Here is a 22,533-nt window from a genome sequence, read left to right on the forward strand (position 1 = left end):
GCAAGAGCCGAAGTCTCTTTGCCTATCGAACTTCAAAGGGCGTCATGTTGATAAAATCAACTGACGCCCTAATTCAATTTTTGATTATTTCCAAACTTTTTATTCATTTTAGTTTAGTAATAGTTTTTATTATTTCATTTTCTTTTACTTTGTTTACCCCTAAGTCTGTTCTCATTGCATTTATTAGAATTTCAATATAATGTAAAGTCTTCTCGGTATCTTGCGGATTATCCGTGTTATTTTGCTTAAATGTATTCCACGCTCTAATTACAGAGGGAGATCCCCACAACAAGATACTAGATTGGAATTTATTTATATTTTTAATAATCCTCTTTTTATCCATGTCTGGATTGATAATCATTAATTCATACATAAATCTCAGGAATAGCAAATACGCATCTTTCCTCTTCTCAGAAAGATATTCTTTTCTTTTCATGTATGCGGAATATACAACCCCTGCGATTGAAACTACACCTGTCACAATTGCTACTTTAAAAACACTATCTAGATTTAACACATACTCAATAATATTTGGAATCAAAATTATTATTTCTAAAATACCAGAAATCACAAAAACAAACGCTACAATATTAAGCAAATATTTAAAAATGCCCCAACTAATGAATTGTTGAACTATGGATAATACTAGCATAACTCCAAAAGAACCAATCACTATTACCAATATCATATTTTTCTTACTCTCCAATCAAAGTAATTTTTTTATAGTTCGGTAAAGAATCTGAGAATGTATTAGGTATAAAAACATTGAATAAAATTTTATTTTTATCTATAAACATTCTTGAATCTCTTTCTTTAACTTCAACAGCTTGCAATCTTATTCCTCTAGGTACTATTTCATCTTTTCCATACATAAGTTTTGCCCTATAAAAATATTTTTTTCCAGTTTTTAATACTTCCATTTCTAAATAACTTTCATAATAGGATTGATTATCAAAAAATTTCTTTCCCCAATATACACTCCCTCTATTTGATAACTCCGTTTGAGGATAAATATTATTTACATTATAATAATTTAGACAAATTCCCTTAACAACTCCTCGAAACAATCTTTGTGCAAGAATATGTCCTGAATGAAATATAGTAGGTTTATATCGTTTCTTTTTACTACGTTTACTTTTTCCAAGAGTACTAGCATCAACAATTCCGTATCCACCTACAGCCCATCTTTTATCTAAATCTTTAAATGCCGAAAAATAATTGGTATCATTAAACACCTGTATATCTTCATCTATTACTTTATTAAATTTTTCATCTAAGTCATCTATATCTTTAACTAGACGCATTGAATAATTTACTAAATCAAAATTCTTACCATCATTGGTGATTCCTAACTGCTCCCATAAGTCTCCTTCTTCAATTAATTGTGTTATTAGCTTTTTATAAACACTACACATCTAACGCCTCCTTTTGCTCATTATATCACTAGGAATTAGTCTTTAATAGCTCTATTTCATCATAATTCTCTACAACACCTCTTTTTTTACTAAGAATTTGTCGTATAATGAAAGTAGCTAAATTAAAAAACGGTGAGGAGATTATCAGATGAGCAATTATATAAAAAGTAATCAAGATCGATGGAATAATGTACAAAATACCTATACTGAACCATTGACACATGAAGAATTAGAAGAAGCTAGAAAGCATCCCATTTCTGTTGCGTTAACGGTTGGGAAAAAAGTTCCGGAAGACTGGTTTGAAAAAGCCAACGGGAAAAAGATACTAGGATTAGCGTGTGGTGGCGGGCAGCAGGGTCCCGTTTTTGCTGCAAAAGGGTATGATGTCACCATAATGGATTTTTCCACATCACAATTACAAAGAGATGAGATGGTGGCTGAAAGAGAAGGTTTAACAATCAATACCGTTCAAGGCGATCTGACAAAACCATTCCCATTTGAAGATGAAACGTTTGATATTGTTTTTAATCCCGTTTCAAATGTCTATATAGAAGATTTAGAAAACATGTATAAAGAAGCCGCTCGCGTATTGAAAAAAGGCGGACTGTTAATGGTCGGGTTTATGAATCCTTGGATATACATGTACGATGCTGACGTTGTATGGGACCAACCTGATGAGGAATTACTGTTAAAATTCTCCATCCCTTTTAACTCCAAAGAGCTTGAAAAGGAAGGTAAAATCACCATCAATCCAGAATACGGATATGAATTTAGCCATACCTTAGAAAGTCAGATTAGAGGACAACTGAAAAATGGTCTCGCGATGATCGATTTTTATGAATCGTGTGATAAAAGGAATCGATTATCCCATTATGGGAATGACTATATCGCTACACTCTGCGTTAAACTGTAATGTGATAGAATATACTCGCATACATTGAGTAAACAAAAAGAAAAGAGCATTGGATGGTCTAGATCCAATGCTCTTTCTGTGAAGGTATTTATTATCTACCCCTTCACTATAACATACTTCTTTTTATAATCAAGGAAATCGATATTCAGTTAGAAAAGGCTAAGCGACATTCTCGCTTAGCCTTTTTTTCTGGTTGAAAATATCAAAACACCTATTCAACACCTGCTTGTGAAGTGTTATACTTATGGTAGGCAACTGGCCTCGTTAGGAGGTGAGGTTTTAGTGGAAATATTCACTTTATATTTCCTTGCCCCATTACATGTGGGACTAATTTTAATATTAGTGGAGTATTTGCTGAACTCTAGCAAGAAAAAATAGTTGCCTTAGCACCAGAACGTTAGATACTATTTAACGAAAAAAAGAGCATTGGATCTAGACCATCCAATGCTCTTTCTGGCTTTAGTGCTTTGAAATATTCACTTTATTTCTTGCACCTTTAATATACCATAAATTTCTTTAATGTCAAGGTACGCTCCATTCAAGGTAGAAGACCGGTGAGATTGCACTCATACACGAAGAAGGTGTGCCAGTTTAAAAAAAGACAAAAGACCCTCAGTTCTATAGTGTGAATGGTAAGAAGAGCAACCAATGTGAATTACTGACTCTAGGGTAAAACCCGTAGAGTCAGTTTGAAGCTTGGTAGGAGCCAAGATGTAAGCTTGGCCCGGTGCCTTACCATCAACACTATGAAGCAACCGAGGGTTATTTTTGTCTTTTGCATTATTTTTGAACTGACACAACTTCGAGCTCGCCGTTTTCGTTCTGAAGGACGCGGAACACAATCTCATCGCCTGCTTTGAGTCCGCCCGGGTTAGACGAATCCATCAAGAGAGTGCCAAAGCACTGGTTGCCTTCCACGCGCGAGATGCGGACCCACAAGCGTTCTGGATCTTTGCTCTTGTCTTCGTAGTAGACGGCCACGCCAAAGTTATCGGGATGCGCGCGGTGGCGGAATTGGTCGAGGCCTTGGAAGGTTCGTGTCTCTTCTTTTTCCTTGCTTTTCGTATCATACACTTCCGCAATGACGCGTCTTGCACGATCTACAATATAGGAATCGACTTCAATCCATTTCATCGAACAGAAGTCGCAGTCATCGAGGTTCGCCAGACGAATCAGATACATCGTCTCTTCTGGAATGAGGCGCATGTCTAGCGTTGATTCTCCCTCTTTAGCCACCCATAGCGGTTGGAAGGAAACGCCAGCCTCCTCGTCGATATAGCCGTAGAGGACGAGCCCCGTATCGCCTTCCTTGGCCACTTCTGGCATCACGTCTTCAATCAGCGCCACGCAGCGAACGTACACGAGTTCATGGTAGAAACTTCTAAACGAAGCCTCTTTGACGGGTCGCATTTGTTGTGCAATCGGGATTTCGTTTGAAAATAGCTTCCCTTTCATATCAATCCCTATCGGAAATCCACATCGTTCCATCCAATCCTCACTCGTCACTTCCGGAATCGGTTCGCCAAACGCTTTATTCAAGAAACGACTTCTACAATCGTCCACTAAGTTTCCAGGAAGGTGTATCGTGAAATCTTCTAACCATTTCCAACGATAATCGTCCGGCAAATGCAAGAGCAGAATCTGCGTCTTGCCTTCATGCTCGTAAATGTCCAGCACCTTAAAGTGGCTGTCGCGGTTGGCAATACAGAGTCCCCAGTTGGTTCCATGTTCTGCATAAGACAAATCCATCATATGGTTCGATAGAATACCATAGCGGTGAGTCGTCACCATGCCCCCAACGCGACTCGTCGCATCGGTAAAGGCGGGATTACGAACGACCTCCCCGACTCTATAACACGCCACTTCTTCAGGCGTGAGGTTAATATCTCTAGCAAACAGCTGCAATCCCGGCAGCATCTCATTCATTAAAGTTTCGAGTTGTTGTTTTTCTGTCATTCTACTTCTCCTGTCTTACCACGTTGCGCGTGATAATGTTTCGCTATTGTACGGCTGGAGGTTCACGGTGCTCGACTTGATCGTTCCATCCGCGTTCTTCACCGTCTCTGGAGCTGTTTGGCCGATTAAAATCACCTTGCCATTGCCGACTTTGGCAAAAACAATCACCGTCGTTCCTGATGCGGACACATAGCACTCCACGATTTCATAAGGGACGTCGCCTTGTTTAAATGTGAGATCTCCCCATGTAAACTTCGCCTTCATTCCCGCAACCGTCGCATATTGGAAGAGCTGATCTGGAACGGCTAAATCATAGAACATCCGCTGCGTCGCCGGACTCGTGCGCTCATAGACTTCGCCTTTCTTACGTGCGTAAATGGCCATTACATCCGCAATCGATGGGTTACTTTGGGGCGCTTTTTGCTTCCAAGTGACATTATTGAGGAATCCTGCCCGGAGATCCGCATTCTCCACTTCTTCAAAGTTCGCATCCTTCAGCGTGTCTCGCGAGACAGAACGGGCCTGTAAGAAAATCGGTTCATCACCCTTGTAGCCAAAGAGATACGCCTGCTGGTTGGTGTTGTCGATATAAGCATCCACGATGAGAATCTGATAGTCATTCGACGTCACCTTCCCCATCATATTCCAAGAGGTAGCCTCACCGTTCACCTTCGCCGCTGTTAAATCCAGCCCTTCTTGCAGCGGTTCGTAGTGCTGGTCTCTTCGTTTGTTCCACTCCTGCATAAATTTGGCAAATCCTGTTGAATTGTGCTGAACGAGACGTTCCAAGTCCTTATAGTGCTTCTCGATCATCGCCTTGTCGCTTGGATGCGCAGTAATCAACTTCTGACTCTCCTCGCGAGCTGCTTGCAAGCCAGACTGGGCATCGGCATCCTTAGCAACTAGATTATACGCTAAATGCAACTGTTCAAAATACGACTCCTGCACTTCTTGCACCGTCGTCTCTGTCACGGTTGTCGCTTGAGCGGTAGTAGGTGCCTCGGTTGTCGTCACCGCCTCATCAGGCTTTTTGTTGCATGCTACAAGCGCCAATACACACAGCGCTGATGCAAATAATTGTCTACCCTTCATCCTCTCTCCTCCAATCATGAAAGCCTTCTCTTGTCATGAATATTATAGCATAGGTGGGAAAGAAAAAGCATTGGAGTTTTAGTCCAATGCTTAAATACAAATTTAACTGTATAACTTTAGAAATTATAATCATATCTAGAGCAATACGGAAGTAATTATTTTTCTTGTATTATTTTATTGTTAACTTTTAAATATATTGAGATAACCCTCTATTTCTTATATTTCTTCATTATTTCATCGAAAATAAGATTGTTCAACCATTTACTGAAATTAGAATTATTTGTCCATTGCCCAAACAGCTCCATATTATCTATCATAATAATTCGGAAAACTTCTTTTAATGCCGATTGATACTCTCTTTTTATATTTTCTAAATCTGAGTTTTTAAGAGCGTTTTTGAACTTTTCATTTTTCATGACCATTGCAGGTAATTCTTTAATTTGCCTTGCAACATTATCTTTATCTTGCCATTCTATATTCCCAAATATATCATTAAATGTAGACACAATATTTTCTAACGAATCTAATTCTACTGAATTTTTCTTCCCTGCTCCTATGCTCAAACCTTCAACCTTACCATCTTCATCCTCTAAAATGATATCGATAGTCTTTTTCTTTTCTAATCTGTAACTTTCTAAATCTACAGACTCTAGAATTCCAGCTGATAAATCTTTTCCTTCAGGAGTTGGAAGTCTATGAATTAATTGTTCAAAGAAAATCACTTTTTTCTCCCAATCAACTTGACCTATTGGTAGGATAGACGCCAAGAAATTATACGTTCTGATAAAAGATTTCACCCCACTCTTAAACTCTACTTGATCATCTTCACTTAAAGATATATATCGTTCTACGCATTTATCAACAATACTATCAATTGAGCTTCTTGGACTATTATTTAAGAATAATTCTACAAAATTATCTACTTCATCTTCTTCATAAACATATTTGCTATCGAGTAATGAGAGTAAATTATGAAGCTTATTCGGATCTGTTTCCTCTTCTAATTTTGTTTCTTTATAATAGGGCTGAAATGCTTCCATTATATGTTCAGGTTGATTTGCAAAGTCAATTACACAAGTGTCTATCTTATACTTTGCGCTTCTATTTAGTCTAGATAGCGTTTGTACAGCTTTTACATCATTCAAAGGTTTATCCACATACATTGTATGTAAGAGAGGTTCATCATACCCCGTCTGATATTTATCAGCAACAATTAAAATTCTATATTTATCCTGTTTAAATTTCTCAGTTGTTTCTTTATCAGAAAATCCATTTAAACTCGTTTCTGTGACAATCTTCCCGTTGTATTCTTTCTCACCTGAAAAAGCAATTAAAGCTTCATATCCAGTATTTGAATTTTCTAACAATTCTTTTACTATATGATAATACTCGATAGCTCTACGAATACTCTGAGTTATAATCATTGCCTTGGCTTTTCCATTAATCTTATTCGTTGTGTTTGTAAGAATATGATTTATCATAACTTCCGCTTTTTCTCTAATTGGAAATTCTTGTCCTTCTACATAGTTTCTAATTTTCTTCTGAGCTTTTCTCTTATCAAATTCTGGATTATCTTCTACTGTTTTATAAATTTTATAGTAGTTTTCGTAGTGAGTATAATTTTTTAAAACATCAAGGATAAATCCTTCTTCAATAGCTTGTTTCATAGAATATAAATCAAACACACTTCCGAACATCTGAATTGTCTTAGCTTTAGGAGTAGCTGTAAACGCAAAAAAACTTGCATTCTCTGGCATCTTTCTTGCTTCAATCAATTCATTCAGCTTATCCTCAATTTCAAACTCTGCCTCATTGCCAAGGCTACCTGAAACAGCCATATTTAATGAAGCTGCAGCTTTTCCACTTTGTGATGAATGAGCTTCGTCAATCACAATTGCAAAGTTTTTCCCTTTTAAATCTGTACCTATTTTCTCAAGTAAATATGGGAATTTCTGAACAGTTGTAATGATAATCTTCTTACCATCAATCAACATATTCTTTAAATCTGTCGAAGATCCAGCGTGCCCAACAATACTCTTTTCATCTATAAACTTCCTGATATTATCATTGATTTGTTTATCCAAGTTCAATCTATCTGTAACAACTATGACTGAGTCAAAGGCTTTCTGACCATTATAATTTACTTCAACCAAACGATAAGCCAACCATGTTATAGAATTACTCTTACCACTTCCAGCACTATGTTGTATTAAATATCTATTACCTACACCATTATTCTTCACGTCATCAACAAGTTTTGTGACAACCCTATACTGATGGTATCTCGGGAAAATCAAAGTCTCCGTTTTCTTAACTTTATCTACCGAAACATAAGCAAAATCCCTTATCAAACTAGTTAATGTTTCCTTTTGCAGAAAATCTTTCCAAAGGTAATCTGTCATAGTTCCACTATTATTAATTGGATTTCCTGACCCACCTTGCACAGTACCCTTATTAAATGGCATAAATCTGGTGTTTTTACCATCAATTTTGGTTGTAAAAGTAATAAAATTTTCATCAACAGCAAAATGAGCAATACATCGTTTAAAATTAAATAAAGCTTCTTTAGAATCTCTGTCATTCTTGTATTGTTCTTCTGCATCCTTGTATGTCCAACCCGTGCTTGATGCTCTACTCTTCAGTTCCATCGTTATTACAGGAAGACCATTCACAAAAATTGCCAAATCCAGTTCTAATCCTCTATTTTTTTCAGAATATGTCAATTGGTTTGTAGCTGAAAAAATATTTGTGTTAAATTCATCATAAGAACTTGGTCTTTTAGGGTCTAAGGCATGATAAAAAATGATAGTCCCTGAAGATGGGTAGCACTTAATACCATTCTTTAAAACAGAAACAATCCCATTTTGTCTAATTGAAGTATCCAGTTGCTTATAGAACTTTTCTTTTCCACTTTCTGTATCAAGTCTTAATATATCAAACTCATTTGGCTGAGATATCTTAATAAATTCCAAAAGTCTCTTTTCATCAAAAGCATACTTTCTATTAAAAGAAATCTTCATCTCATCCGGTTTTATATATTTATACCCCTGATTTGAAACAAGATATTCAATAATATTATTTTCAAGTTCTGCCTCCATTTTTGTATCTTTAATCCCCATCGCCTATTCCCTCCACTTCATCAAGTTCTTCTTCATCATCTAAAAGAGTTACTTTTTCATATTCAGGTATCGCAATATTCCTCACATCAATTTTTCCAGTTACTACTTCTGAAATTAATGATTGTTTGAGATTTCCCAACATATCAATTTCTTTCATTATTTCGTCTATCATTTTTTCAGAATTATTAATCAATTTGGTGAGCTTATCCGCAATTTTGTGTTGTTGTTCAATCGCTGGTAATATAATGTTCACTTGTCCTAGTCTGTCCCAACTTCTAAAATCACTTGTATTTTGTCTGACACCATTTGAAAATGGTTTGTACATCTTCAAAAATGCTAATAATCTAAGATAGTAATAAACATACATCTTATCTTCTGAAGTTTCACATACATGAACAACTCTACTACATCTTCCACTATATTTTGATATACAGATAGCACCATGCCAAGTGTCCATTCCATGAATCATAATCTGTCCATAATTTACGTTTTGATACATATTTATATCATCTGAATATAACCCAATTTTTTTATCCCCACGAACAAAAGATTTTCCACTATTGGAACAAATAATTATATCAGAATCAGGGAGGGCATCATTCTCTATCTTAACTAAGATACTTTTTAATTTCCTTATTTTGAAATTTTTGTTTTTAAAATTGTAAATATTATCTTTAACAATCCATTCCTTAAAATCTGAATTTTGTAAAATCAATTTTTCATGAGAAGATATAATATATTTTCTTATACATTTTATCTTCTCTTTATTTATTTCAATTAATCTATCTATCTCATTGATTTTCCAATCAAGATAATTTGCAATTTGCTTTTGTTCATTTATTGGTGGTATTGGCAAAAGCTGTGTTTTCAATATATCCCAAGATATCCTCATTCTTACTGTATTCAGTCTTCCAGCATCAGTTTCAGACATCTGAATTCCTTTTCCAAGTCCCACTAAACTCCTTTGAAAGTTATAATTTCTAAATACATATTCCATATATCTAGTATTATTATTTTCTTGGCTTATATTAACTAAGGGATAATATACTGGACTTACCGCACCTAAATAATTAGAAATCCCAACAGATCCCGCAACAATATTCATGCAATTAACAAGAATATCTCCTGGATAACAAAGATTATATGATGTCAAATCTTCTTTTGGTTTATTTCCTCCTTTCTCTTTTTTGTCGGTGTATAAAGAAACACCATACTTTGCGCTTAAAGATAGAATTTCTTTTGTTTTAATAGGGGAATTCTTTTCTTTTCTTATCTCAAACACTTTAGCAATTCTTTTTACGTCCCAATGTTCTGGTATAGACTCTGACCAAGTAATCTCCGAATTACTATATTTCTCATACCTATTCATAAAGTCCCTCCAATATAGAAGCCATCATACCATCAGATTGTCTTTCTAATTCTTTAATCCTATCTACAATTTCTTCTACACTTTCAAGTTCTTGCGCCTTATAGAAATACTTTGTAAAATTTATTTCATAGCCAATCTGTGTTTTGCTCTCATCTACAAAAGCATCCACATGATATGGCAATACTTCTTGTTTGATAAACTCTTCTATTCCTCCTTCAAACGTCCTAGGAATAGTTTCTGTGTCTTTAAGATTTGGATCCACAATCACATTTCCTTTTGAGTCCTTTTGAATAACAGCACTCTCATCTCGAATAATCATATTGGCAAGCAAACCTGTTGAAACAAGCTTATTTAAACTCGCGCCTTTTACATTTCTCTTTTTTAAGTGTTTGTTAAAGTCTTTCTCAAAAGCCACATAATCCAGATATCTTTCATCGCTTTTCATTAACTTTAAGGTTTCCAAATACGCTTCAACATTTTCGGTCTTTTCAAGTTCTTTGATAGAGGAGGCAGTTCTTTTGATAAAACTATCCTCCAGTACTTTCTTATCTATCTTTCCTGAAAAAACTCCTATCTTATTTAGCTCATCCTCTATTTCTTTTATATTTTTTTCATTACATACTACTGCTTGTCTTAAAGGTCTTTCTACTATAACTTTATAATACCCAAACTCATCGTTTGAAAAAATCTTTGAGTACTCATTTTCTTCGAAATTCAGATATTGATTTAATATAAATTCCCTATCATCTTTTGAAAATTCGCAATTTTTCTTGCCCATATTCTTTCGCAGTGCAGTCTTGACGCCACTTGCATTAATAAGCTGAATTTTGCCTTTTCTTCTTTCTTCTTTTCTATTTGAAAGAATCCAAATATATGTTGTTATTCCCGTGTTATAAAACATATTTTCAGGCATCTGAATTATAGCTTCAATCAAATCTTCCTCAATCATAAACCTCCTTGCATTACTTGCTCCATTTCCTGCATCACCTGTAAATAGAGCCGAGCCATTATGAACTTCAACAATACGAGACCCCATTTCAGTATTTTTCATCTTGGAAATATTATTAAGTAAGAACAGTAACTGTCCATCACTTACATCTGGTATCATTCTGAATTCATCTTGTTCTTTATAATTTCTGACAAATCGAATATCTGTTATATTTTTCTTTGGATCCTTATCATTTCCACTTCCCAGAATAGCCAAATCTGTTTTCCACGTTTTACCATAAGGAGGATTTGATAACATGAAATCAAAATGTTGCCCTGAAGTCTTATCATCAGAAATGGTAGAACCGTAGTAAACTTGACTGGAATCTGTATCTCCACCTTTGATTAATAAATCAGCCTTTGCAATCGCATAAGTTTCTGCACTAACTTCTTGACCATATAAGTGAATAGATACATTTTTCTTATCCTTCTGAGCAAGCTCTTTTAATCTTTCTTCTGCAACAGTCCCCATACCTAGAGTTCCACATGCTGCATCATAAATTGAATAAGTCCCGTCCATAATTTTATTCATTATAGGGAAAATAGCAATATCTGCCATTAACTCAATTACATCACGAGGTGTAAAGTGCTCCCCCGCCTCTTCATTATTTTCTTCATTAAATTTTCTGATAATTTCTTCAAACAAAGTGCCCATCGCATGGTTGTCTAGGCCTTTTTTGATGATTTTTCCTTTTGAATTTATTTCATTATACGGGCTTAAATTGAGTTCACTTGATGTGAATTTTTCTATAACTGAACCTAAAATACCAGCCTCCGTCATCTTATTTAGCTGATTATTAAAATCAAATTTTTGAAGTATTTCTTTTATATTTTCGGAGAAACCATTTAAATATTCTTCAAAGTTTTTCTTTAAATTTTGTCTGTTAGTTTCATGCTTTAAGTCTTTTAAGCAGAAATTAGAAGTATTGTAAAACGGAAGGCCAACAGCTGTATCTAATGTTTTTGTAACATCCCATCCCTGTTTTTCTGCCATTTCTTTTACTTTCATTATGTTGGCTTTTTCAGGCTCTATAATAGAATCAAACCTTCTTATTACGGTCATAGGAAGAATTACATCTCTATATTTTCCTCTAACATAAACATCTCTTAGGCAATCATCTGCCACAGACCAAATAAAACTAATTAACTTATTATATTCAAGTGCATTGTATGTACTTTCCATTTACTTATTCTCCTTAATATCCTTATTTATACAAATCAAATCCCCAATATCTGTTCCAAGTTCTTCGCAAATTTTTCCAATAATCGTAAGTGATACAGCGTCGCCTCTGACCATTTTCGATACTGTTGTTGGGGATATTCCTGTTTTATCTATTAAATCTTTCTTTTTCATATTTCTATCAATTAACGTTTTCCACAAACCATTGTAATTAAACTTCATATTCTCACCTCTTTTTTCCAAAAAAATGGAGTTTTAATACATTCATCATACCATTTTCAACAATTTTATTCTATACAAATTTAGCTTGTCTAATTTAAAAATTATTATGATTTAAACTAAAAAAAGAGGCCCCATCATCTAGTTTAACGCTAGACACGGAAACCCTTCACTTAAAATCTAAACACGCCCCATTTCTATCCTTCTAATCTTAATTCTCATCATAGCTGAACACATCTACTCTACACGTCTTATAATAAGCAGCTTTTTTAGTTGTATACAATAACACACCTTCATTTTCAAACAGGTTAGATTCACTAATTTTATCCATGGCTGCTTCAGCGACATTTTTCTGTAATTCATCTTGAGGTCGTGCAATAGTAAGGCGTTTTGTTTCTCCATTACTTCCTTTGAAAACTAAGTGTAGTTTTTTGTCGACGATTGTTTCATGTCCCAAACTTTCCCTCCTCATTATTTTAGTAGCTTTTTTGCTCTCTACACTAATAAGAATAAATTTAGAGGTTAAATAGCTATGTACTTTGAAAAAATTTTTTATTTTCTACTCTTTTTAACTTTAATTTCTAACTTGTATCCACATCTTTCAGCAATATCCAATAATGTAAGTATCGTTGGGTTGTGTTCCCCGCTTTGCAGCCTTGAAATGTGAGAATTTGGCAGTTCAACTTCTCTCGCAAAGTCTTCTAAAGCTAATCCACTATCATTTTGAAGTTTTACCATCTGCAGTGCTACCCTTTGTAAAAACATAGTCTTTTCAAGATCTTTATTAAAATTCGGGTATTCCGATACGAACTTTTTTAGTTTGGAAGTTAGATACGTACTCATCGTCTGTTTCCTCCTTTTTCTTCTTGCATATTACAACCTCTAAATAACTTTTCCCTTTATAATGTACTCCCCATTTTTGAATCATTTCTTCAGTTACACCATCTTCTTCTAGCATTTTTAGCACCGCAGCTAATTTCACCATCTCATCATAATCGTAACTATCTAACCGATCCGCCAATTCTTTTGATGCTATGAACTTTCGCTTCATATGCTCCACCTCCCTATTCTAAAATTAACATATATGTTAATTAACAAACATGTTAATTTTGCTTTCTTCTGTTACTGTTTTGCTGTTTTATAAAAATGTCTCCTCTAAAATAGTTTACTTTTTAGTGTCCACTTTAATGGGAGCATATCAAAGTAAATTTCGAGCAGCTAAATATATCATTTGTTTTCAAAAAATTCTCCCGACATCCTTATTATTAACCCAATACTCTAATCATTATACCTGATTAGAGCATTGGGTCTCCCTAGTAAGATATTTTTATAAAACCGTTTTTATTTAATTTCAACCTGATACAAATCCTATAGCAATAATATTTCTATAAAAAACAATTTTTCGTTTTTTTCTGTCTATATGATATATCAAAAATATTATTGCATAGGTGAAAAAACATATGTGAATAGATTTAAAAAATGACTTAAGCAGATAACTACTTAAGTCATTCTATATTATTTAGCATTCTTCGATAAAACTGAAAGAATTGCATCAACATCATTTGAACTTTCTGTTTTTACCAAGCCTGTCTCGGTTTTACTAAATAGAGAATGAATTATTATAATCCTTTCTTCTTGCGAAATATCTGTTCCTGCATAAGTTAAAGCTTGATAGAACCTCGTCAATGCAGCTTTTTGTTCGTATTCAGTAGCCAGATGATGATTTGACATTACTATCTTTATCAATACTCTAATAATATAAACAAAGAAAGATATAATCGAAACTAATATAAATGATTTAGAAACGAAAGGAATTTCTTGTACTGTATCAAGCGAATATTCGTGTATAACAATCACTAATTCTCTTAAAGATACTACTAGTGCTACAACGAAAACCACAAGTACCCCCGTCCAACATCTCGCTAGTCTCCTATATTCTTCCGAACGATTATTCCAATGTAGTTCAGGTAATGCTAAAGACAGTTTGTTCTTATACGTTTCTTCTAAATCATTGAGTCTAGCTTCCTTTTCATCTTGCCAGACATTTATTAAACTACGAAATTCTTTCAACCCTTTAGATTGTTCATCAAACTGTTTCTGAATTTCGTTATGTTTTGTTTCTATAAAAGTTGTTATTTCTTTATATTGTTCATCTGAATCATCACTTATTTCTTGTAGTTTACTCTTTATAGGTAGCACTATATTGGTTTCAAAATCATCCTTACTTTCCTTAAGATCTGAGAGATGTTGTTTCAGCAGATATAGCGCAGGATAAAATATATATTGAGATGTACTTGATAGGGCATTACCTATTTCATGCATATTTTTGGATAATCGAATAAAATTACTTACTGCATTTTTAAGATCATTTGTTAAATATTGCGTATAGAATGAAACAAAGTTTTTTATTGCTCCAAACTCTGTATCTTTATCGATAGGTGAGCTCATTGAAATAATATACAAATATTTATTTTTCTCTACATTTTCTCGATCACTTGATATATTATTATAGAAATAACTATGTATTCTATCTAAGTCTAATTCTTCTATAGTTGATAAATATTCTCTTACCTTATTAATATTCCTACTTAAACTCGCCCATTCTTGAGAAAAATAATCTCCCGAAACTGAATCCCAATATTCAAAATTTCTTTTAGCAATTTTCTCTAATTCATCAAAAGTATATTCCTCACTCTGTCGATTATAATTGATTACATATTCTTCTCCTATCGAAAATCTAAATAAAAGTTTATCGTCCAAAAAATTGGATATCTGTTTCTTCGTAAAACTCATAAAAACACCTTTCTAAATAAAATCTACTATTTCTCTCATAATTCTAAATGCTTCTTCCTCTCCATAAATTAAACTTATCATATATAGTCTTCTGAAGTGCACCCCAAAAGTTAGACAGAAATTCTAACTTTTGGGGTGTTTTTTTATGAAATTAACTTATGAGGATAAAATTCAAATTTACGAACTCAGAAAACAAGGAGTTAGCTACGCACGACTTGCGGATACGTTCGGTATAAATGCGAGAAATCTTGTCTATATGATTAAATTGATTGATCGTTATGGTTTAGAGATAGTAAAAAGAGGGAAGAATATTTATTATCCTCCAGAAATAAAACAAGAAATGATTGATAAAGTCTTACATAAAGGTTTGAGTATAGAAAAAGTTTCTCTTGAATACGGTCTTCCAGGTCCTGCGATGCTTTATAACTGGCTCGCACAATACAAGAAAAATAAGTATACTATTGTTGAGAAAACAAGAGGGAGACTACTTAAGATGGGACGTAAGCCAAAGAAAAAACCAGAAGAGATGACAGAACTAGAACGCCTTCAGGCTGAAAATGAGTATTTAAGAGCGGAGAATGCCATTCTAAAAAAGTTGAGAGAACTCCGCTTGAAGGAGGAAAAAGAGAAAGAAGAAAGACACAGATTGTCAGAGAGTTAGTGCCAGAGTTTCCTTTAGATATTCTTCTAAAGATTATTAAACTTGCTCGTTCAACTTACTACTATCACTTAAAGCAGCTAAACCTAGAAGATAAGAATCAGGCCGTAAAAAACGAAATAGAAACTATTTATAACGAGCATAAAGGAAATTATGGCTATCGTCGTATTACTCTTGAACTTAGAAACCGTGGTTTCATCGTAAACCATAAAAAGGTACAGCGCCTGATGAAAATGTTAGGTCTAAGGGCTCGTATTCGCAGAAAACGTAAGTACTCTTCTTATCATGGAACCGTTGGAAAGAGAGTTGGAAACATTATTCAACGCCAATTTGAAGCTTCAAAACCGATGGAAAAGTGCTATACAGACATTACGGAATTTTCTATCCCAACAAGTAACAAAAAACTATATTTATCACCAATTTTAGATGGTTATAACAGCGAAATTATAGCTTATTCCCTTTCGTCTTCACCAAATTTAGACCAATTAAAAGATATGTTAAAACAAGCTTTTAGAGAAGAACAATACGAGAGTACTATTCTCCACAGTGATCAGGGATGGCAATATCAGCATGAGTTTTATCATAGTTTTTTAGAAGATAAGGGAATTCAGCCATCTATGTCCCGTAAGGGTAATAGTACTGACAATGGCATGATGGAATCGTTCTTTGGCATTCTTAAATCAGAGATGTTTTATGGCTATGAGCAGACATTTAAGTCTATAAAGGAACTTGAGGGGGCAATCGTCGACTATATTGATTATTACAACAACAAACGAATCAAAGTAAAATTAAAAGGACTTAGTCCTGTGCAATACAGAACTAAATCCTTTACTTAAATTAATTGTCTAACTTTTTGGGGTCAGTACACTTCATCTTTGATGATAATTTTGCTCTTTTATAGTATTACTTTGCTCTTATATTTATATTAATTTATAAATGTATTATTGAATCATAAAATTATTTACAGTTCAAAACTAATAGTATAATATTGTTTTTAGAGGTTGTGCCGTGCAAACGCACGGTCTCATGTGGCTACCCTTAATCGTTGTAATTTATTATAAAATGACCAAAACAGTAAGTTTTCAAAAAAAGACTACTAGTGAGGTGATTACGATGGAAAAAATCTCATTAATTATTTCAACTTTACAATTGCTAATTGATGCTTCGAATTTTATCATCTTAAACAATATTCAAAATTACTTAGATACGATTACACGATGGGTAGCTTGCATGGCAGAGCCTCTATAACAAAAATTTAAGACCAGGATCTTGAAACGCAGCCCAAAGCTTAGACCGAAAATCTAGCTTTTGAACTGCGCTTTATTTTTCAAATGAAATTTCTATAGTATTGTTTTCTAACAAAAAAACGAGGCGCTTGCCCCGTTTTCTCATATTTGTTCAATTTATATTAAATATCGTTAACACTTCATAATTCCAACGCTTTCTTCAATTCATCCACTGAGTGATAACCTTTAACGTTTGAATCTTTAGCAATCTTTCTTCCTTCTTCAATTGCTTCAATAGTTTCTTTATTATAATTATCCAATTTCGGAGAGGAAGGGAGTCCTTGCCCATTGATATCTTTATCGATTTGGATATTTAAATTTGATGTACTCATCCTTTCACCCCTTCTTTGCGTATATTGTACATCTTTTTCGTGTATTGTCAACGCTATGTCATAAATATCGGTTCTTTCACACAATAAACCGAGGCACTCGCCCTGGTTTCTCAAGTTTATTATATTCGAATTTAGTTCCCCTATTTCGGCACTACTTCTAGATAGTCGATCAGTGTCCAGACGAATTCGCGGCCTTTGATGCGGTTAATCGCTCCTTCGGCACATGAGATTTCGTCGTAGTGTTCTACCTTATCCTGACGGATGCCAGGTCCTGAGATGACGATTGGCACCGGCTCACCACTTGCTTTTGCCCCCAGAAAACAGAGATTTAGCTACTCACGACTTGCAGATATGTTCGGTATAGATGCGAGAAGTCTTTCCTACATGATTAAATTGATTGAACGTTATGGGTTAGAGATAGTTAAAAAAGGGAGAAATAATTATTATTCTCCAGAAATAAAACAAGAAATGATTGATAAATTCTTACTCGAAGGTTGGAGTAAAGAAAGAGTTTCTCTCGAATACGGCCTCCCTGCGCGTGCCACTCTTCACAACTGGCTCGCACAATACAAGAAAAATAAGTATACTATTGTTGAGAAAACAAGAGGGAGAGTACCTGAAATGGGACGTAAGCCAAAGAAAAAACCAGAAGAGATGACAGAACTAGAACGCCTTCAGGCTGAAAATGAGTATTTAAGAGCGGAGAATGCCATTCTAAAAAAGTTGAGAGAACTCCGCTTGAAGGAGGAAAAAGAGAAAGAAGAAAGGCGCAGATTGTCAGAGAGTTAGTGTCAGAGTTTCCTTTAGATATTCTTCCAAAGATTATTACACTTGCTCGTTCAACTTACTACTATCACTTAAAGCAGCTAAACCTAGAAGATAAGAATCAGGCCGTAAAAAACGAAATAGAAACCATTTATACCGAACATAAAGGAAATTATGGATATCGTCGTATTACTCTTGAACTTAGAAACCGTGGGTTCATCGTAAACCATAAGAAGCTACAACGCTTGATGAAACTGTTGGGGCTAACTGCTCGTATTCGTAGAAAACGTAAGTATTCTTCTTATCATGGAGAAGTTGGTAAGAAAGCTGAGAATATTATTCAACGTCAATTTACAGCTGAAAAACCGATGGAAAAGTGCTATACAGGCATTACAGAGTTTTCTATTCCAACAAGTAATCAAAAACTATATTTATCACCAATTTTAGATGGTTATAACAGCGAGATTATAGCGTATACTCTATCGTCTTCGCCAAATTTAAAACAAGTAAAGGATATGTTAGAACAAGCTTTTTAGAGAAGAAGAATACGAGAATACTGTTCTCCACAGTGATCAGGGGTGGCAATACCAACATGAAGCTTATCATCGTTTTCTTGCCAGTAAAGGTATACGTCCATCCATGTCTCGCAAGGGAACCAGCATAGATAATGGCATGATGGAGTCCTTCTTTGGTATCTTGAAAACAGAAATGTTTTACGGATTTGAGAAAAATTTCAAGTCTCTGGATCAACTGGAGCAAGCTATTACCGAGTATATTTTTTACTACAACAATAAACGCATTAAAGCAAAACTAAAAGGACTTAGTCCTGTTCAGTATAGAACTAAATCCTTTCAATAATATTTTTTGTCTAACTTTTTGGGGTCAGTACAATGACTCATAAATATTTTTTTGCAAGTTCAAATACTCCATGAGATTAATAACTTTATTATTTTCGCCAACTTTACTAATCGTATAAACATTCTCCAAATTTCTCAACATCAATTGAGAAATTTGGCTTTTTCCGTTGCTCAGTTAAAGCGTCCTTTAGTTGTATATTTCCTGTTAATATCCCTTTTGAAGCATAACATTGTTCTCAATGATCGCACCCGATTGTTGACACCCATTTTAGAACCTATCCTTTGATTTTCAATAAGCGTAAACTGTTTAATGTTACAAGTAAAGTTGCTCCCATATCAGCAAATATCGCTATCCAAAGTGTTAACCAACCGGGCATGACCAAAAGTAATGCCACTAATTTAATCGCCAAAGAGAAGGTAATGTTTTGCTTGATGATTGCTAAAGCCTTACGACTTAATTTTATTGTATATGGCAATTTACTCAAATCATCAGACATTAAGGCGATGTCAGCCGTTTCTAAAGCTGTATCAGTTCCAGCACCACCCATTGCTACACCAACGGTAGATGCCGCAAGGGCTGGAGCATCATTCACGCCATCTCCGACCATCCCCACACTTTGATGTTTTTCTCGAAGTTCTTTAATAAAATTAAGCTTATCTTCTGGAAGTAAGTCAGCTTTAATATCCGAAACACCAACTTGTTTTCCGATGGCTGTTGCCGTTCTTTGGTTATCGCCTGTTAGCATCACTGTTTCGATTCCCATATTGTTCAACTTGCCGATAACTTCTTTAGACGATTCCCTCATTTCATCGGCTACGGCAATAAACGAAAGAATTTCTTTTTCTGTTCCTAACACCATCACCGTTTTACCTTGAGTTTGCATATCGGCAATTTTTTCTTTTTTATCGCTTGAAATGCTTCCGTGTAATTCCTCAAAAAGATTTTGACTTCCCACATAATACATTTCATTATTTATTTTGGCTTTAACGCCTTTACCTGTAATGGATTGAAAATCCTCTACTGTTACTTCATTGAATTTTAATCCATTTTCTTCTGCTTTTCGCATAATCGCTGAAGCAAGAGGGTGCTGCGATCCTTTTTCAATGGCTGATGTTATGGTTATTAATTCATTTTCATTTCTACCATATGTCACAATGTCTGTTACAGCTGGAATCCCTTTGGTTAATGTTCCTGTTTTATCAAAGGCTATCGCTTTTAAGTGTCCTGCTGCTTCTAAATGGATACCACCTTTAATTAATACACCATTTTTCGCTGCATTTCCTATTGCTGTAACCACAGCAACTGGAGTTGAGACTACTAAGGCACAAGGACAACCAACCACTAATACAGCTAATCCTTGATAAATCCATTGGCTCCAGTCTCCGCCAAATAATGGTGGAACTACTGCAATTAAAAGAGCTAGTATGACAATAGCTGGTGTATAGTATTTTGCAAATTTATCGACAAACGCTTGAGAGGGGGCCCGTTCTGCTTGGGCTTCTTCTACCAAGTGAATGATTTTTGAAAGAGTGGTATCTTCAACTCGTTTTGTTACTTTAACCTCAAGTAACCCTTCTTCATTCAAGGTTCCTGCAAATACTTCATCATTTGTGATTTTCGTTACTGGAACACTTTCACCTGTAATCGCAGCCTGATTTAATGTCGATGTACCTTTAACCACTATTCCATCCATTGCTAACTTTTGACCGGGCTTAACTATCATGATGTCTCCAACTTGAATCTCATCAACATGAATCATCATTTCTTCATTGCCTCGTCGAATTAACGCTTCTTTTGGGGCAATATCCATTAAAGATTCAATAGATTGACGTGCTTTATCCATTGAATAACGCTCTAATGCTTCACTAATCGCAAATAGGATAACAACGGTTGCCCCTTCACCCCATTCACCAATAATTGCAGCTCCTATAATGGCAATAGTCATAAGCGTATTCATATCGAAATTTAATCTGCTTAAATTTTTGAGACCTTTAATAAATAACGAATATCCACCGATTAAAATGGACGCTGCATAACCAATTGTCGGTAGAACATGCTCTTCACCATACTGCTCTCCTAGGAACCAGCTAACTACAAGTAAAAGAGCTGATATATATACCTTAATGTTTTCTTTCTGCTTCCAAAAAGGTTCTCCTTCTACCCTTTGTTCTTTTTCATCTCGAATTTTTAAATTTTCAAATGCTCCTGCTTTTTCTAATTCTTCAATGGTTGTCGTCCCTTTAACATAAACTTTAGATGCTCCGAAATTTACTTTCGCATCCTGAACACCGGGAAGTTCTTTAACATTATTTTCAAAAATGGCTGCACAGTTAGTACAAGTAAATCCTTGAACACGATAGGCTTTCATTTCTTCTTCGAACTGTTTTGCTTTCCCACTAGACATTGATCTTCACCTCTTTCTTAAATGCCAATGCAATCATCATAATTTTTCTGATATGCTCATCATCTAATGAATAAAATGCAAGTTTCCCCTCTTTTCGAAACTTAACAATCCCTTGCTTATGGAGCGTTCGCAGGTGATGAGAGGCATTTGCAACCGTAACACCTATAATATTTGCAATATCACACACACACAGTTCGTCATCTTGACACAATGCATAGGTAATTTTTGCTCTATTTTTATCTGCAATAGCTTTTAACATTTGGGCAACACTAGAAATATCTACTGTCTGTAAATTACCTTGTATTCGATTGACCTTTTCTTCGTCATAACAATAAATTTCACAAGTATCTTTTTTAATCATATTCTCACCTCAATATCATTCAAGTATTTGTTTGAATATAGTATCACCCTTTTCATTAATTAAGTCAAGTGTTTTTTTGAGTGAATAAAAAAATTCATAAAAAAAGACTTGGAGTACCCAATTCTAATAACAAAATAACCAATCTGCATAAGACTTTAAGTACATAACATTATTAGTATTGAACTTGTTGAGGAGGTGCTCTATGAATCAGCTTGAATTTCAGCGTAATCACCTACAAATTTATCAAACAACTGAAATTCTCAAGAACTATTTATAATTCGAATCGGATTTTCCGGGACTTTTATCGTTTCAAGTGCCTTTTTATGCCATCTCCTTACCGTTCTTACATCAGCAAATAGAACTTCTCCGATACGCTACCAAGTATAATTATGAAGATAGCAATACATCAAAACCATCTGTTCGGCTGTGTCTTTGACGGTCATTAGCAAATCTCTTATCTCTAATAAATTCTAATCAACAGTACCACACACTCCACATGTGCTGATAGCACCCCCCTATACTATAGAACGAAAGACTGTTGATAAAAGCTGAAATGATACTGTGGAACGAAACTGTCCCATATCTAAAAAATCAAATTTCCACTAAAATCCTCTCAAACAGCTCTGTTAGTTTCTCTTTAGAAGAGAATCCACTAATCTACCGCTATTCGTACAAGAAAACTACAACATATTTAGTACAAAAATAGGAGTGATGCAAAAGACCACTCCTATTTTCTATCGTCTCATTATATAATTAAAATCACCATTTTATTGAAGCAACTAGATTCTTAGGAATTATTTTTTCTATAATATCTAATTGCGCCGAA

18 protein-coding genes and 1 pseudogene are annotated in these 22,533 nt (G+C 34.6%); 4 read left to right on the plus strand and 15 right to left on the minus strand.

All coding sequences use genetic code 11. The features are described from left to right. Window positions 1-103: 103 nt before the first annotated feature. Complete coding sequence (locus tag NQ540_RS08575; protein ID WP_005606249.1) at window positions 104-706, minus strand: hypothetical protein; 603 nt, start codon at window positions 704-706, stop codon at window positions 104-106. Then, on the minus strand, window positions 696-1,415 hold the full coding sequence (locus NQ540_RS08580) for a hypothetical protein (RefSeq protein ID WP_005606250.1): 720 nt from the start codon (window positions 1,413-1,415) through the stop codon (window positions 696-698). Before NQ540_RS08580 ends, NQ540_RS08575 begins: the two co-directional genes overlap by 11 nt. Window positions 1,416-1,563: 148 nt before the next feature. Here NQ540_RS08580 and NQ540_RS08585 point away from each other — a divergent pair, with 148 nt between their 5' ends. Then, window positions 1,564-2,328 (plus strand): class I SAM-dependent methyltransferase, encoded by a 765-nt coding sequence (locus NQ540_RS08585; RefSeq protein ID WP_005606252.1) that lies wholly within the window; start codon window positions 1,564-1,566, stop codon window positions 2,326-2,328. A gap of 780 nt (window positions 2,329-3,108) precedes the next feature. Here NQ540_RS08585 and NQ540_RS08590 read toward each other — a convergent pair. The 10 genes from NQ540_RS08590 to NQ540_RS08635 all read right to left on the minus strand — a co-directional run bounded on the left by NQ540_RS08590 (window position 3,109) and on the right by NQ540_RS08635 (window position 15,010). Further along, window positions 3,109-4,284: a hypothetical protein gene (locus NQ540_RS08590; RefSeq protein WP_005606254.1), complete on the minus strand. Its 1,176-nt coding sequence runs from the start codon at window positions 4,282-4,284 to the stop codon at window positions 3,109-3,111. Between the two features lie 15 nt (window positions 4,285-4,299). After that, on the minus strand, window positions 4,300-5,376 hold the full coding sequence (locus NQ540_RS08595) for a hypothetical protein (RefSeq protein ID WP_039848962.1): 1,077 nt from the start codon (window positions 5,374-5,376) through the stop codon (window positions 4,300-4,302). Between the two features lie 209 nt (window positions 5,377-5,585). Then, complete coding sequence (locus tag NQ540_RS08600) at window positions 5,586-8,495, minus strand: type I restriction endonuclease subunit R (RefSeq protein WP_005606258.1); 2,910 nt, start codon at window positions 8,493-8,495, stop codon at window positions 5,586-5,588. Further along, window positions 8,485-9,864 carry a restriction endonuclease subunit S gene (locus NQ540_RS08605; RefSeq protein WP_005606260.1) on the minus strand — a complete coding sequence of 460 codons (1,380 nt, stop codon included), beginning with the start codon at window positions 9,862-9,864 and terminating at the stop codon, window positions 8,485-8,487. Before NQ540_RS08605 ends, NQ540_RS08600 begins: the two co-directional genes overlap by 11 nt. Next, the gene (locus NQ540_RS08610; RefSeq protein WP_005606262.1) at window positions 9,857-12,034 is read right to left on the minus strand and encodes a type I restriction-modification system subunit M; all 2,178 of its coding nucleotides are present in this window, start codon (window positions 12,032-12,034) and stop codon (window positions 9,857-9,859) included. Before NQ540_RS08610 ends, NQ540_RS08605 begins: the two co-directional genes overlap by 8 nt. After that, complete coding sequence (locus NQ540_RS08615; protein WP_005606264.1) at window positions 12,035-12,274, minus strand: helix-turn-helix domain-containing protein; 240 nt, start codon at window positions 12,272-12,274, stop codon at window positions 12,035-12,037. It abuts the gene before it with no gap. 187 nt (window positions 12,275-12,461) lie between these two features. After that, window positions 12,462-12,707, minus strand: a complete 246-nt coding sequence (locus tag NQ540_RS08620; RefSeq protein WP_039848965.1) for a DUF2922 domain-containing protein — start codon at window positions 12,705-12,707, stop codon at window positions 12,462-12,464. A gap of 95 nt (window positions 12,708-12,802) precedes the next feature. Then, window positions 12,803-13,093 (minus strand): helix-turn-helix domain-containing protein, encoded by a 291-nt coding sequence (locus NQ540_RS08625; protein WP_223429363.1) that lies wholly within the window; start codon window positions 13,091-13,093, stop codon window positions 12,803-12,805. Beyond that, window positions 13,035-13,301 (minus strand): hypothetical protein, encoded by a 267-nt coding sequence (locus tag NQ540_RS08630; RefSeq protein WP_005606270.1) that lies wholly within the window; start codon window positions 13,299-13,301, stop codon window positions 13,035-13,037. The genes NQ540_RS08625 and NQ540_RS08630 overlap by 59 nt, the downstream gene beginning before the upstream one ends. Before the next feature lie 464 nt (window positions 13,302-13,765). Beyond that, entirely contained in the window at window positions 13,766-15,010 is a 1,245-nt protein-coding gene (locus NQ540_RS08635) for a DUF6161 domain-containing protein (protein ID WP_259912510.1), read from the minus strand. A 178-nt stretch (window positions 15,011-15,188) separates the two neighbouring features. Between NQ540_RS08635 and NQ540_RS08640 the strand changes: the two genes are divergently transcribed. Then, window positions 15,189-16,537 (plus strand): IS3 family transposase gene (locus tag NQ540_RS08640; RefSeq protein WP_217950634.1). Its coding sequence is split into 2 segments (ribosomal slippage): window positions 15,189-15,630 and window positions 15,630-16,537, totalling 1,350 coding nucleotides; the frame shifts between segments, so codons are not numbered across the junction. 277 nt (window positions 16,538-16,814) lie between these two features. Then, a complete protein-coding gene (locus NQ540_RS08645; RefSeq protein WP_256365583.1) occupies window positions 16,815-16,949 on the plus strand; it encodes a hypothetical protein in 135 nt (44 codons plus the stop codon). Between the two features lie 178 nt (window positions 16,950-17,127). Here NQ540_RS08645 and NQ540_RS08650 read toward each other — a convergent pair whose 3' ends face one another. Beyond that, complete coding sequence (locus tag NQ540_RS08650; protein ID WP_039848970.1) at window positions 17,128-17,319, minus strand: hypothetical protein; 192 nt, start codon at window positions 17,317-17,319, stop codon at window positions 17,128-17,130. Between the two features lie 276 nt (window positions 17,320-17,595). Between NQ540_RS08650 and NQ540_RS08655 the strand changes: the two are divergent. Beyond that, window positions 17,596-18,942, plus strand: a pseudogene (locus NQ540_RS08655) (IS3 family transposase). A 274-nt stretch (window positions 18,943-19,216) separates the two neighbouring features. Here the strand turns inward: NQ540_RS08655 and NQ540_RS08660 are convergent. Further along, complete coding sequence (locus NQ540_RS08660; protein WP_005606284.1) at window positions 19,217-21,346, minus strand: heavy metal translocating P-type ATPase; 2,130 nt, start codon at window positions 21,344-21,346, stop codon at window positions 19,217-19,219. Next, a complete protein-coding gene (locus NQ540_RS08665; protein ID WP_005606286.1) occupies window positions 21,339-21,707 on the minus strand; it encodes an ArsR/SmtB family transcription factor in 369 nt (122 codons plus the stop codon). Before NQ540_RS08665 ends, NQ540_RS08660 begins: the two co-directional genes overlap by 8 nt. Window positions 21,708-22,533 lie beyond the last annotated feature (826 nt).

Source organism: Granulicatella adiacens ATCC 49175, from assembly GCF_025150565.1.
GTDB classification, from domain to species: Bacteria; Bacillota; Bacilli; order Lactobacillales; family Aerococcaceae; genus Granulicatella; species Granulicatella adiacens.